This is a genomic window from Paenibacillus sp. P2(2022), from assembly GCF_029522175.1.
In the GTDB taxonomy this organism is placed as follows: Bacteria; Bacillota; Bacilli; order Paenibacillales; family Paenibacillaceae; genus Paenibacillus; species Paenibacillus polymyxa.
Map to the genome: position 1 here is coordinate 883,557 of NZ_JAKWFI010000002.1, position 14,142 is coordinate 897,698.

General features: G+C 45.6%; 11 protein-coding genes. 9 read left to right on the forward strand and 2 right to left on the reverse strand.

Annotation, left to right across the window (positions count from 1 at the left end):
* The first annotated feature begins 3 nt into the window (after positions 1 to 3).
* Both MMB75_RS11440 and MMB75_RS11445 read left to right on the forward strand, forming a co-directional pair.
* A complete protein-coding gene (locus MMB75_RS11440; protein WP_045243829.1) occupies positions 4 to 1,404 on the forward strand; it encodes a glycoside-pentoside-hexuronide (GPH):cation symporter in 1,401 nt (466 codons plus the stop codon).
* Between the two features lie 86 nt (positions 1,405 to 1,490).
* On the forward strand, positions 1,491 to 2,495 hold the full coding sequence (locus MMB75_RS11445; RefSeq protein ID WP_016821073.1) for a LacI family DNA-binding transcriptional regulator: 1,005 nt from the start codon (positions 1,491 to 1,493) through the stop codon (positions 2,493 to 2,495).
* A gap of 102 nt (positions 2,496 to 2,597) precedes the next feature.
* On the opposite strand, the gene poxB is transcribed toward MMB75_RS11445, so the two are convergent.
* Entirely contained in the window at positions 2,598 to 4,322 is a 1,725-nt protein-coding gene (gene poxB, locus MMB75_RS11450; protein ID WP_045243828.1) for a ubiquinone-dependent pyruvate dehydrogenase, read from the reverse strand.
* 314 nt (positions 4,323 to 4,636) lie between these two features.
* Here poxB and MMB75_RS11455 point away from each other — a divergent pair, with 314 nt between their 5' ends.
* The 4 genes from MMB75_RS11455 to MMB75_RS11470 all read left to right on the forward strand — a co-directional run bounded on the left by MMB75_RS11455 (position 4,637) and on the right by MMB75_RS11470 (position 9,252).
* Complete coding sequence (locus MMB75_RS11455) at positions 4,637 to 6,130, forward strand: tagaturonate reductase (protein ID WP_017428346.1); 1,494 nt, start codon at positions 4,637 to 4,639, stop codon at positions 6,128 to 6,130.
* Between the two features lie 17 nt (positions 6,131 to 6,147).
* Positions 6,148 to 7,647, forward strand: a complete 1,500-nt coding sequence (locus tag MMB75_RS11460) for a UxaA family hydrolase (RefSeq protein ID WP_045243827.1) — start codon at positions 6,148 to 6,150, stop codon at positions 7,645 to 7,647.
* 123 nt (positions 7,648 to 7,770) lie between these two features.
* On the forward strand, positions 7,771 to 8,217 hold the full coding sequence (locus tag MMB75_RS11465; protein ID WP_045243826.1) for an acetyltransferase: 447 nt from the start codon (positions 7,771 to 7,773) through the stop codon (positions 8,215 to 8,217).
* Between the two features lie 177 nt (positions 8,218 to 8,394).
* Positions 8,395 to 9,252 (forward strand): DNA-binding protein, encoded by an 858-nt coding sequence (locus tag MMB75_RS11470; protein WP_016821078.1) that lies wholly within the window; start codon positions 8,395 to 8,397, stop codon positions 9,250 to 9,252.
* Between the two features lie 168 nt (positions 9,253 to 9,420).
* On the opposite strand, the gene MMB75_RS11475 is transcribed toward MMB75_RS11470, so the two are convergent.
* The gene (locus MMB75_RS11475) at positions 9,421 to 10,311 is read right to left on the reverse strand and encodes a hypothetical protein (RefSeq protein WP_045243825.1); all 891 of its coding nucleotides are present in this window, start codon (positions 10,309 to 10,311) and stop codon (positions 9,421 to 9,423) included.
* Positions 10,312 to 10,566: 255 nt separating this feature from the next.
* Between MMB75_RS11475 and MMB75_RS11480 the strand changes: the two genes are divergently transcribed.
* Genes MMB75_RS11480 through MMB75_RS11490 form a run of 3 tightly spaced genes read left to right on the forward strand, consistent with a single transcriptional unit; the run spans position 10,567 to position 14,110 of the window.
* On the forward strand, positions 10,567 to 11,535 hold the full coding sequence (locus MMB75_RS11480; RefSeq protein WP_045243824.1) for an ABC transporter permease: 969 nt from the start codon (positions 10,567 to 10,569) through the stop codon (positions 11,533 to 11,535).
* A gap of 14 nt (positions 11,536 to 11,549) precedes the next feature.
* Entirely contained in the window at positions 11,550 to 12,437 is an 888-nt protein-coding gene (locus MMB75_RS11485) for a carbohydrate ABC transporter permease (RefSeq protein WP_045243823.1), read from the forward strand.
* Between the two features lie 26 nt (positions 12,438 to 12,463).
* The gene (locus tag MMB75_RS11490; RefSeq protein ID WP_045244223.1) at positions 12,464 to 14,110 is read left to right on the forward strand and encodes a type 2 periplasmic-binding domain-containing protein; all 1,647 of its coding nucleotides are present in this window, start codon (positions 12,464 to 12,466) and stop codon (positions 14,108 to 14,110) included.
* Positions 14,111 to 14,142: the final 32 nt, after the last annotated feature.

A 14,142-nucleotide genomic window follows, 5' to 3' on the forward strand; every position in this document is an offset into this window, starting at 1 on the left:
GGTATGGGAGTGCCTATCGTGCAGGAGAGCGTCCAAACTGACAACAAGACAGGTGAGCATATTAGCCTGAAAGAAAAGATTTCGTATGGTATAGGTGACTTTGGAAACGGATTCATGTTTGATTTGGGGCAGTTGTATTTGCTGAAATTTTTTACGGATGTAGCAGGGGTTTCTGCAGGAGCCGCCGCAGGCATTTTCTTGGTCAGCAAGCTGTTTGCCGCCGTCTGTGATCCCATTGTAGGGTCCTTTGTTGATTATCGCAAACATATCGGTACACGCGGAAAATTTAGACCTTTTCTTGTCGTTGGAAGCGTTATCCTAGCAATTCTTACGGTTCTTACCTTTATTTCGCCGAATATTTCACCCACAGGCAAACTCATTTACGCCTACGCGTCCTATATGATCTGGGGGATTGGTTACTCTATTGTAAACATTCCATACGGCTCGTTGGGTGCTGCCATTACGCAGGATACTCAGCAACGTGCTTCGTTGTCATCTTTCCGTCAGGCGGGATCACTAGGTGCATTATTCGTAACCAGTGTCGTGGTCATGCCGCTTATTTTATTGTTTCCTAACCATCATGTTGGCTATCCGGTGGTCATGGGGATCATGTCATTCATTGGTGTGATCGCTTTCATCATATGTTACCGAGGAACGAAAGAACGTATTATTAGCCAGTCCGGGCCAAAAGAGAAGCTATCTTTAGGCGTGATTGTGCACACCTTTACGAATAATAAACCCTTGCTGGTGCTCGTTTTAATGACGATTTTCACCATTTCCGCTTACAATATCAAGTCCGCACTGTTGATCTATTTTGCCGAATATAATTTGGGACATGTAGAATTAATGGCGTATATGAATTTTATTATTATCGGTTCGTCACTGCTGGGTGTATTGTTCCTGCCCAAACTGGTACGGCGTTTTGGTAAACGAAAAACAGCAATCTTAGGGATGCTAGTTAGCGTTATTGCCGATTCGATTAACTTTTTGATGCCTTCCAACGTATATATTTTCACAATTCTGGCGAGTATTTCGTTCATTGGTATTAGTATTCCCAACGGGGTTACCTGGGCATTTGTGTCCGATATCATTGATTACGGCGAATGGTCATCCGGGGAGCGCAAGGAAGGGATTACCTACTCACTATTTAACTTTTCACGTAAATTGGCTCAATCCTTGTCCGGCTTTCTATCGGGTATTGGACTGGCGCTTGTAGGATATGTACCGAATGTGATTCAATCCTCTGGAACGCTGCTTGGAATCAAAGCCTTGCTTTGTCTTTATCCGGCTGTTGCCTTGGCATTGGCCATGCTAGTAATCGGTAAAATGTACAAACTGACGGACAGCAGACATGCAGAAATGGTTCAAGAATTACAGCGTCGACATGCGGACAACCGCGTATAATTTGTGAAGGTCTTCTTTTCCGGGCGGCTCCTGTGGTATGGTGAGTATATAATTTTTTAGAGCCTTACTAAGGAAAGGATACGTATATGGCAGCTACTATTAAAGACATTGCCAAACTGGCTAATGTTTCCCATACAACCGTCTCCCGGGCGCTCAATAACAGCCCGCTGATTAAAGAAGATACGAAACGCAAAATTATGGAGTTGGCAGAGCAGCTCAATTACATTCCAAATTACAATGCTAAAAGCCTGGTTCTCCAGCGCTCGCATACGATAGGCCTGTTTTTCACCAGTATTTCAGAAGGCACCAGCTCCAGCTTTTTTGCGGATACCATCCGTGGAGTTAACAACGTCATTGGGGTGGATTACAATCTGTTTGTGCGAGGAATTGACGATTACGCTGATTTTTCTGCTATTCATCGCAAGCGTTTTGATGGCATCATTCTGATGAGCCAAAGCGAAGCGGACAACCCTTTTATTTATCATGTGCTAGGTCAAGGCATTCCGCTAGTTGTACTGAACCGGCAGGTGTCTGGGGCTGGGATTGTAAATGTGATTTCTAATGATAAGGAAGGCTCCTATGAAGCTGTTTCCTTTCTCATTGAAAGCGGGCATGAACGCATTGCGATTATCGAGGGGGTAGAAGGCTTCAAGTCGACCCAGCAACGCCGCGAGGGTTTCATGAATGCATTAATTGATCGTGGTAAGCCGATCCGACACGAATATATTGTGCAGGGTCACTATGATACGGAAAGCGGAAGTCTGGCAATGAAGCAACTGCTTGCCTTGGAAGAACCACCGACAGCAGTGTTTTGCTCTAACGATGATATGGCTATTGGTGCGATGAATGCGGTATTTGAAAATGGCTTGAAAGTACCGGAGGATATCTCTATCATTGGGTTTGACGATATCGGCTTCTCAATGTATACGACTCCACCGTTAACGACGGTCAAAAGACCGATTGAGCAGATTAGCGAGCGCGGAGCCGCTTGCATTCTGGAACGAATTCAGTCACCGTCCAATGAGGGCGAGCTTATATTTATGGAAACCGCGCTCATGAAGCGGAAATCGACGGCAGACAGACTACGCTGAGTTTTGTTATGTAAAAGAGGCAAGCCCCAAAGGGGCAGGAACAATGTTCAAGCACTGTTCCTGCCCCTTTTTTGTTGAAATGAGCACTGCTTCGTCATGTATTTAACGAAAGAGATTGGTTTTTGCCAGTTCAACAATCTCGTCCCCGCGTCCGTTCAGCACGGCTTTCATCATCCACAGTGTAAAGCCCTCTGCTTGCTTAAGATTAATTTTAGGTGGCATGGATAGTTCCTGACGGTTCACCACCACATCTACCACAACAGGGCCGTCATGAGTCAATGCTTGCTGAATGGCATCCTCCAGCATGGTCGGATCTTCAACCCGAATGCCCTTAAGTCCCATGGCTTGTGCTACAGCACCAAAATCAGGGTTAACCAGTTCAGTCCCGTTTTCCAAGAATCCGGCTGCTTTCATTTCCAACTCGACAAAGCCGAGAGCGCCATTGTTGAAAACAATAACTTTTACAGGCAGTTGATGCTGTTTTAGGGTGAGCAGGTCGCCCATCAGCATCGTGAGTCCACCATCGCCTGAGAGGGCAATCACCTGTCGGTCAGGCTCAGTGGCTTGCGCACCGATCGCCTGCGGCAGTGCATTTGCCATCGTACCATGATTGAAGGAACCGAGAAGTCGGCGCTGACCGTTCATTTGCAAATAACGTGCTGCCCATACTGTGGGAGTACCGACATCACAAGTGAAAATAGCATTTTCCTGGGCGGCATCACTGATAACCTTGGCGAGATATTGCGGATGGATCGGCATATGACCTGGCTTACCAACCGCCAGATCGTCCAGCTCCTGGCGTACCTTGGCATAATGGGAGACGGTTTTTTCCAGATGCTTGGTATCATGCTTCGACGTTAAATGAGGAAGCAGCATTTCCAACGTTGCCCTTACATCCCCGCATAAACCATACGTCAACGGAGTTCGTCTGCCGAGATGGGAAGGATCTATATCTACCTGTAGGACAATCGCATCTTCAGGATAAAATTGTCTGTAAGGAAAGTCTGTTCCGAGCATGAGCAGGACGTCACAATCCATCAAGGCATGGTACCCGGAAGAATACCCGATCAGCCCCGTCAATCCAGCATAATAAGGGTTGTTATATTCCAGATATTCCTTGCCTCGCAGAGCGGATACCATGGGAGACTTTAGCTTGTCGCACAGCTGCATAAGCAAGTCGTGAGAGTGAGCACAACCAGCGCCACAAAGCAGCGTAATTCGTTTACCGTTATTTAAATATTCGGCCAGCCGGGAAATTTCAGAAGCGGACGGATGGACGACAGGTGCTGTGGGGTGATAGACATGTTCAGGAGTGGGCACCTTTTCCGCTTCCAAAGCTGCTACGTCACCGGGAAGAACAATGACGGAAACACCTGAACGTGAAACTGCCTCCTGAATAGCCATGGTCACTGTTCTTGGAATTTGACGCGGTGTCGTAATTACCTCACAAAAGTGACTGCATTCTCCAAAAAGATGCTCAGGGTGTGTAGCCTGAAAATATTCACTTCCGATTTCATCACTTGGAATATGAGCCGCAATAGCAAGTACAGGCACTCGATTGCGGTGGCAATCATATAAACCGTTAATCAGATGCAGATTCCCGGGGCCGCTACTACCGGCACATACGGCAATGCTGCCACTAAGATCAGCATCTGCTCCAGCTGCAAAGGCAGCCACTTCTTCGTGCCTTACATGAATCCATTCAATTTGACCATTGCTGCGAATGGAATCCACTATATTATTTAATGAATCTCCAACGATGCCATAGATCCGCTTGACCCCTGCATTAACTAAAACTTGTACAATAGTATCTGCGATTGTCTTCATAGATGCTCCTCCTGCCTAGTAAGTAGTGTTATCCTGCCCGTGCTTTCTTGCGTCTATTCTGCTGAAATGTATATATGAACAAGGTCTCGGGATAGGGTAATAGTTAGCCTTAACCGTCTTGGAACAGGTGCGAAACAACGCAAGAAGGACAATATACTTGCATATTTTTATATAAACGTATATGTTAACGTGTTCATATTATTGTCATTATTATTTTTTTAAACTAAAAATGTTGATAAAACTATTTTGTTAACGTGTGCATTGTGATAAAATAACGGTGAAATCATTATGGTACTAGTGGGAGGCTACTCCAGATGAAACATGTAGATGAATTAGACCAATTAAACAGAAAAAGCTTTATCATTACAGAACCACATCCCGAGAGGGTACTGCAATTCGGGGAAGGGAACTTCCTGCGTGCTTTTGTAGACTGGCAAATTGACAAAATGAATAAGCTGGCAGAATGGAATACAGGGGTTGTGATTGTACAACCGCAGCCAGGAGGCCTTGTGGAGAAGCTTAACGTACAGGATGGTCTCTATACGGTTATCCTTGAAGGAATTAAGGACGGGAAAGCCATGAAAGAGCATACCGTTGTGGAGTGCGTCACTCGTGGTATTAATCCATACGGCCCGGAATTCATGGAGTATGAAGCATTATCCCAAAAGCCAGAGCTGCGCTTTATTGTTTCAAACACAACGGAGGCAGGGATCGCTTATACACCTGAGGATCAATTGGAAGATCGCCCGCAAAAAAGCTTTCCAGGCAAGCTGACCGCCTTTCTGTACAAGCGCTTTCAATTTTTCAAGGGCGATCAAAGCAAGGGACTGGTCATTATTCCGTGCGAACTCATCGACCGTAATGGAGACGCTCTCAAGGAAATCGTGCTAAAATATGCGAACCAATGGGAGCTTGGGGCCGAATTTATTGCATGGCTAGAGAAAGCGAATACGTTCTGCAACAGTTTGGTGGATCGGATTGTACCTGGTTATCCCAAAGACCGGATTCATGAAATCCAAGCGGAATTGGGTTACAAGGACGATTTGGTTGTTGTGGGCGAGCAGTATCATTTATGGGTTATTGAAGGGCCACAGTGGCTTAAAGAAGAATTACCTGCTCATTTGGCTGGATTGAATGTACTGATTGTCGACGATATGGCGCCATATCGTACACGGAAGGTGCGCATTTTGAATGGAGCACATACGGCGCTTACCCCAGTAGCCTATCTATATGGCCTGGATACAGTGGGGCAAGCGGTCGAGCATAAGGTTATGGGCGAATATATCCAGTCGTTGATTCGAGAAGAAATTATTCCGACACTGGACTCGCCAGCAGCGGAATTGAATGTATATGCCGACGATGTGATTGAACGGTTCCGTAATCCCTATGTAAGTCATTATGTCATGAGCATCGCATTGAATTCGGTATCCAAGTTCAAGACACGGAACTTGCCATCCTTGCTACAGTATGTGGCACAGCGTAAGGCGTTGCCTGCCAAAATCGTATTTTCGCTAGCATCCTTACTCGTATTTTACCGGGGAGACAGAAATGGCGAGTCGATTGCATTGGCCGACGAAGCGGAAGTATTGAGCACGTTTGGCGAACTGTGGAGTACGTATGACGGATCTCTCGCTGGAGCGAAGCAATTGACCGAGCAGGTACTCAGCAAACAGACATGGTGGGGTCAAGATCTGAATCAGATCGAAGGGCTGGCTGAACAAACGGCGCAGCACGTGTATGAAATTACAAGCAGAGGAATGAAGGAGACGCTCGATTCTCTAACCGGGAACAGCGTACCCGGAGCATAAGCAAGGAGGAGACTGGAATGCTGGAATTCATTCAAATTCATGATCAAGATAACGTGGCTGTCGCTTTGCGTGATTACAAGCAGGGAGAGACGCTGGCATGGGGAGCACAACAAGAACAATGCGTGGAGCTGGCGGAGGATGTAGCGCGTGGGCACAAAATTGCGTTGCAGGACATCCCTGAAGGTGGGCATGTTCTGAAATACGGATATCCCATCGGTCATGCCATTCAGCCCATTCAGGCAGGTCAACATGTGCATACGCATAATACGAAAACGAATCTGACAGGTGTGGAGGAATATACTTACAAGCCTAAGCCAGCTCCTCATATTTATGAACAGGAGAGTCGGACGTTTCAAGGATTTCGGCGCAAGGATGGTCGTGTAGGGATTCGCAATGAGTTGTGGATTGTGCCGACGGTAGGCTGTGTGAACGGAATTGCCGAACTCATTTTAAACCGCTTCAAGCAGGAAGTGGGAGATATCTCACCTTTTGAAAATGCACTTGTGCTCAAGCATAACTATGGATGTTCTCAGTTGGGCGACGACCATGCACATACGCGCACGATTTTGATTGATGCAGTGAAACACGCGAATGCAGGTGGCGTACTAGTACTTGGTTTGGGTTGTGAGAACAATGAAATGAAAGAATTTAAAGAAGCCATCGGGGAATATGACGCGGAGCGGGTGAAGTTTTTACTTTCCCAGGAGGTGTCGGATGAAGTGGAGGAAGGGGTAAAGCTGCTCCATGAAATTTTTGCAGCTGTGCAAGAAGATCGACGGGAGCCTGTACCTTTGTCTGAGCTGAACATCGGCTTGAAATGCGGTGGATCTGACGGTCTGTCGGGTATTACTGCCAATCCACTGCTTGGACGATTGTCGGATTATATGGCAGCACAGGGTGGAACGACCGTACTGACGGAGGTACCCGAAATGTTCGGCGCGGAGACGATTTTAATGGAGCGCGCTGCCGATGAGCAAGTATTCGATAAGATCGTACATTTGATTAACGATTTCAAACAATATTTTCTGGATTATAAGCAGCCAGTATACGAAAATCCGTCACCAGGCAATAAAGCAGGCGGCATCACGACACTGGAGGATAAATCACTGGGCTGTACGCAAAAATCCGGGTCCTCCACGGTCACCGATGTTATTCAGTACGGGGAGCGTCTCAAGACCAAGGGACTTAATCTGCTCAGCGCGCCGGGGAACGATCTGGTTGCTTCTTCGGCGCTTGCTGCAGCGGGCTGTCAGCTCGTCATATTCACAACCGGGCGAGGCACGCCTTTTGGCTCGTTCGTTCCGACGATGAAGGTGTCGACCAACTCGCCGCTATATAAGGCTAAACCTCACTGGATCGACTATAACGCTGGTTCACTGGTGGAGGATGTCAGTATGGAAGATGCGCTACGCAACTTTGTAGATTACATTATTGACGTAGCCAGTGGAACCTGGGTGAATAATGAGAAAAACAATTTCAGGGAGCTTGCTATCTTCAAAAATGGTGTTACATTGTAAAGGGTTGTAACCTAAAGGAGGCGGAAGAATCCGCCTCCTTTTTGTGTTTGAATGCTGCTAAATACACATGTTAGACTTACTGCAAACCATACTATACGGATATTCGCATAAGGGGGAAATACAGTGCCACATGACATTATTGCTTATCGAGAAGAAAATCATGATCAACTCGTAGATATTTGGCTTCGGGCAGTACGCCAAACGCACACATTTTTGTCTGAAGAGGACATTCAATTTTACCATCACATCGTAAGTAACGGCGCTTTTAGAGAACTTGAGGTTTGGGTAGAATGTACTGAACTTCAGGAGCCCACGGGTTTTATCGGGCTGGACGGGCGGAAAATAGAGATGCTGTTTGTCGACCCAGAACGGCATGGACAGGGCACAGGCAGCCGACTTATCAAGCATGCTGAAAAAATAAAAGGGACGCACCTCAAAGTAGATGTGAATGAGCAAAACGAGAAGGCGCATGCTTTCTATAGACATTATGGCTTTAAACAAACAGGACGATCTGCGCTGGATGGATCAGGCCGGGCATTTCCGTTGCTTCATATGGAACTGAACAAATGAATGCTCTATAGGATCTACATTTTGAAAACTGGAATATTTTATAATTTTCCTTGTCATATGTTTGATTTCATGATATAACTTAATTACGTTATAAATACGTAATTAAGTTATTTTTGATTGGGATATAGATCATGGTTTGTTTGATGAGTACAAAAGTCGGACAAGGAGGTGGGGAGGGTGGATGATCTTGTTCACTCCGACATCACAGATCTAGACACACTTGTTAACATGATTAAGCTGTCCTTTTCGTTTATGGATGGTACCCATATGATCGCTTTATGCGATCAGCTGTATTACCACGTCAACCAGAAGTATCAAGAGTGGCAGCTCTACAAAGCATTCAAGAAACCTATACAACCGATACATACCAAACGGCCGTTAGTCTACTATTACGGCTACAGTCATCTTATGAAAGGCATGGCCTTCCAAAAACAGGGCAAGTATGAGGCCGCCCGAGACTGCATTGAAAAATATGCAGAGTTAGGCTGGTTTAATGGTCTCGATCCATATGGAGAAGCAGAAGTGGATTATTATCGCCATGCTGCGAGAGCTAATTTATATGCTCTTGATATTTTGTCAGGTCGTTCCGAAATGTTGCAGGAATACGTTCAATTTCTTCGTGACAATCCGGAAGAGCTGTTACCAGGACTTCTTTCCATTGTTGAGGGAGCGACCAGACACGACTATCCTTTGGAGCGCGTGCTTGAATCATTTGCCGAACAAATTGAGGATTTTAAATATTTTGAAGAGCCTGTGAATGTTTCATATTATTTTCGCTTCTGCTATCAGTTGGCTCTTTATTATATAAAACTGCGGCAGTTTAGGGTTGCGTTGGGCTATATCCTGCAATCTCTCAAGCTGTCCGATACTCTGGGTATGGAACATGAGCATGAGTTTAGGAAATGTACTGCTATATTTGAGATTTTCAGATCCCAAGCTACGGCAACACAGCAAGACCAATATATAACTATTCTAAAAGGAGTGTTAAAGGATGAAAAAATTGATTTCACGCCCGTTGTCGCTCAGTCTGTTTAGTTTGCTGGTGTTTGTTACTAGTCATGATCTCATCACCGTGTTTTATCATGGAGCCAATCATTAATAAGTGAGAATGGTAAAAAGTAGGATGTTTTGATTAACCAAATAGCAAGTAAGCTCATGAAGATCAGAGCTTACTTGCTATTTAGCTTTTTTTATGAGGAATATTTAAGCGGTTGTAGGCTTGTGCAACAAACCTTGTTCTAATGGATGCAATGAAATCCTTGTCTGTTGGTAAGCGGGGAATGTTTCTTCTGTACTGTATGATCCAATTTTTAATGCTGCGTCCAGTGCTCGTAGCAAGCAGCCCACGAATTGCTCTGGCGAAAAGTAAATGTTTTTCCCGACCATATGAATGTGAAGCTCGTTATGGTCACGGTTGCTTACAGACAGTAATAAACCTTGACCCTGAAAACCCGTACCGATGGCGCGTACTTTGTTTATACCTGAAAGTAGTATTTCTGTTTTCAACGCACGTCCTTGTTCCTCTACAAACACAGATATCAGCCGTTTGTCAGTAACGATAACAATTTGGTTACCCTGAAACGTATGGCTAAGGTGTAGGAAATCTTTATACACTCCAATAGTTTGCTCATGCGGAGAGACAATCCCCATCCGTACAAACTCATCCAACTCTGTGACGTCGGGCTCCTGATGATTTTTAATTCGTTTTTTGATACTGAATTGAATGGTCAAGATCCCCAAGATAGCTATAAGAAAAGCACTAAGGCGGACGTGGTATATAAAGAACATCAAAACGATAAAGCCGCCGAGTAACCACTGTCCCCAAGTCAAATAACGCAGCTTTTGTTGTGCCGTACGGCGATAATAACCATAGCCCTTTCCTGGCTGATACTCTTTACTTAACTTTGTCATACCGCGTAGCATGGTCAATCCATAAATCGATAGGACTGTCATCCCGAGCCCCAGGAGGGTCATAAACCATTCCTGAGCTGCCACGCCGACTAAAGTACACAGGCCAAACATGAAGAACCCTGCCCAGCAGGCAAACCTTTTAATCCGAACCTGTTTCTGAATCGAACGAACTAATTCTTCCATTCTTAATCCTCCTGATCTAGGTACATAGGTAATGATTGGAATTCTATATAGTCTTATCGTACCATCTGATAGTCTTTTTCGTAAATTAATAGAAATAGAAAATCCAAGGGCTGGGATAATTTTTTTGCGTATTATCCTATCTTCACCTGAACTTTAGACACCAAAATCAAAAAATCCAGTACTACTCATTAAAAGCAGAAGCCCCTAAAATAATTAATGTAAGTGCTTACATTATGGAGAAGGGAGGTCTTCTGTATGAGTACAGGATGGAAGAGTCCACAGCCACAGCCGCAGCCGCCGATCCGATCGGGGAGATGGACGTCACTAGCCCGCAGATGGAGGGGGCAAAAACATTTGCAGACCATGGCACTGCTTGGAGTGGTATGGATGATTATTTTCCATTACATTCCGATGTACGGCATTTTGATTGCTTTCAAACATTTTGACATTATTGGTACTATATCAAGCGCACCATGGGCGGGGTTAGAACATTTTCATGCCTTCTTAGAGGATGATAACTTCTGGTATATTGTCAAAAATACACTGGGCATTAGCCTGCTCAAGCTGGCAATCGGGTTCCCGTTACCTATTGTATTTGCTCTGTTTCTAAATGAAATCCGGTCTACGCGGTTTAAAAAATCCATTCAGACCATTTCGTACCTTCCTCACTTTCTATCATGGGTCATTCTTGGCGGAATTTTAACCACATGGCTGGCAGATACCGGGATGATCAATCAACTGTTGCTGGCTTGGGGCTGGATCGACCAGCCAATTAGTTATTTAGCGGAGCCAGGCTATTTTTGGACTATCGTCGTCAGCTCGGATATTTGGAAGGAGCTTGGATGGTCAGCTATTATTTATTTGGCAGCCATGGCGGGCGTATCTACAGACATGTACGAAGCAGCCACCATTGACGGAGCGGGACGGTTTCAGAAAATGTGGTACGTCACACTTCCCGCCATCAAGGGCACAATATCCATTTTGTTTATTTTAGCGGTCAGCGGCATATTGAACTCCAACTTTGATCAAATTCTTGTCCTGCGTAACTCGCTAAATGAAAGTGCAAGTAATGTAGTTGATATTTATGTATATCAGGTGGGCATTCAGCAGGGACGCTTCTCGTATTCTACTGCGGTGGGATTGCTAAAATCAGTTCTTGCTCTCATTTTGCTGCTGATAGCCAATTCGGTGACCAAACGGATGAATAATACCTCTCTATTTTGAAGGAGGACGGATGTATGCAGTTATTGCGACGCAGAACAGCAGGCGAAGCGATATTCGATTTCTTCAACAACATCTTCATGCTGGTTATTTGTTTTGTGACCTTATATCCCGTGTGGTATGTGCTGGTGAACTCCTTTAACGAAGGAGCTGACGCAATGCGAGGCGGCATTTACTGGTGGCCGAGAATCTTTAGTCTGGATAGCTATCAGGCTGTTTTTGCCAACAGCGGCATCATGACTGCGATGGGGGTAACGGTTGCCAAGACGCTAATTGGTACGATTGTACATGTGTTTTTTACCGCAATGATTGCATATGCATATTCCCGTAGAGAGCTGATCGGGCGTAAGCTGTATATGCTGATCGGCACCATTACCCTATTTTTCGGTGGAGGTTTGATTCCTACGTATTTGCTGATCCGTGATCTTGGGCTGCTGGACAGCTTTTGGGTGTACATCATTCCTGCAATGTTCAGCTTTTTTGACCTTATTATTTTTATGGCTTTTTTCCGGGAGCTGCCGGATGCGTTGGAGGAGGCGGCGAAAATAGACGGTGCTAACGACTTCAGCATCTTCTGCCGGATTGTATTTCCTGTATCGATGCCTGTAGTAGCGACCATTTCGTTGTTTCATGGGGTGTACCAGTGGAACGATTATTTTACAGGAATGATCTATATCAATAATACGGATCTTCAGCCGATTCAGACGTATTTGTACCGGGTTGTTGCCCAATCCAGCTCTAATCAAATGATGTCTGCCGCACCCGGGATTGTCGCCCAGTCCGTTACTTCGCAGTCCATCAAGCTGGCGACGATGGTCATAACAACGTTGCCGATTGTACTTGTATATCCATTTCTGCAAAAATATTTTGTCAAAGGGCTAATGATCGGCTCGGTTAAGGGCTAGCATATCATCCAAGGGGGAGATTTATGATGAACATTCGCAAATGGCAGAAGGGGCTGTTGGCTGTTGTTCTACTGGTAGGAACGCTCGTGGGATGTACATCCGGTGGAAGTGGCGCTGTCACGGAATTGAAGGACGAGAAGACTAAGGCTTCGGCAGATGCGCCAGGATGGAAGGCCGATACAGAGCCGATTACGTTTGACTGGTATTTAAATTTTTCCTGGTTCCCGAACAAGTGGGGGACGGATATGACTTCGAAATATGTGACGCAAAAGACTGGAGTCAGTGTCAATTTTATCGTACCTGCTGGGAATGAAAATGAAAAGCTGAATACCATGCTCGCCTCCGGTAAGCTGCCTGATTTTGTCACGCTTGGTTGGGGGGAAGATGCGGTCAAAAAAATGATCGAGGGCAAGATGGTTCTCCCACTTAACAAGCTGGCCGAGAAATACGATCCGTATCTGATTAAAATGGCTGACCCGGCCAAAATGTCCTGGTATCGTCAAACAGACGGGAATGTATATGGGTATCCCAACGCGTCCTCTTCACCGCAGGACTACCAAAAATACGGCCAAAATTTTGTCTCCAATCAGACGTTTATGGTTCGGAAGGATATGTATGAGGCGATTGGCAAGCCGGATATGAGAACACCGGAAGGATTTTTGAAAGCGCTTCAAAAAGCGAAAGAGAAATTTCCAGAGGTGAACGGTCAGCCGTTGATCCCGATAGGGTTCCACGAATTTACGGATAACGGGAATTATTCTTTTGAAGACTATTTACTCAATTTTCTAGCCATTCCGCATGAAAAGGATGGAAAGCTGTACGACCGTCGTTCAGACGAAGAATACATTCGCTGGCTCAAAACATTCCGTCAAGCAAATGAGCAGGGTCTGATCGCCAAGGACGTTTTTATCGACAAACGTCCGCAAATGGAGGAAAAGGTGGCACAAGGCCGATATTTTGCCATGCTATATCAGCGTTCCGACTTTGCTACACAACAGGTGATGTTACATGCGAAGGACCCGAACTCCGTCTACATTGCGGTGGATGGACCCTCCAACAGTAAGCTGGACCCGCCGACGCTGGCCGGTCCGGGCATTTCCGGTTGGACGGTGACGCTCATTTCGAAGGATGTCAAAGACAAGGAGCGGGCTATTGAATTTCTGACTTATCTGATTAGCGAGGAAGGGAACCGTGATCTATATCTAGGGGAGCAAGGAAAGCTGTGGGACACGGTTAACGGTAAGCCAGCCTTCAAGCCGGAGGTACTGGAACTGCTGAACAAGGATCGCTCTGCTTTTGACAAAAAGTATGGCGCCTCCTTCACTTTCTGGATGCTGATGGATACGAATATGAATTTGCAGTGGGCGCCGCCCAGCGTCGAGCCGTATAAGCAGCCGGAAGATTGGACGAAAGGCAAGACCCACAGCTTCTCCCAATATGAAAATATCAAACCGACCGGAACCTCGGCAGAAGGCATTGCTTCAGGCCAGATAGACAAAATTTGGGGCAAGGCATTACCGAAGCTGCTGCTAGCTTCCTCGGATGAGGAGTTCGATCAGCTGTTTGCCCGCTTTTTGGAAGACCGCAGAAAAGCAGGCTATGACAAAGTAATGGCTTATCAACAAAAAGCCTATGAGGAAAACCTCAAAAAAATGAAACAGTTCACAAAATGATCTCGCTCAATCATTTATCTATTGAATGTTAA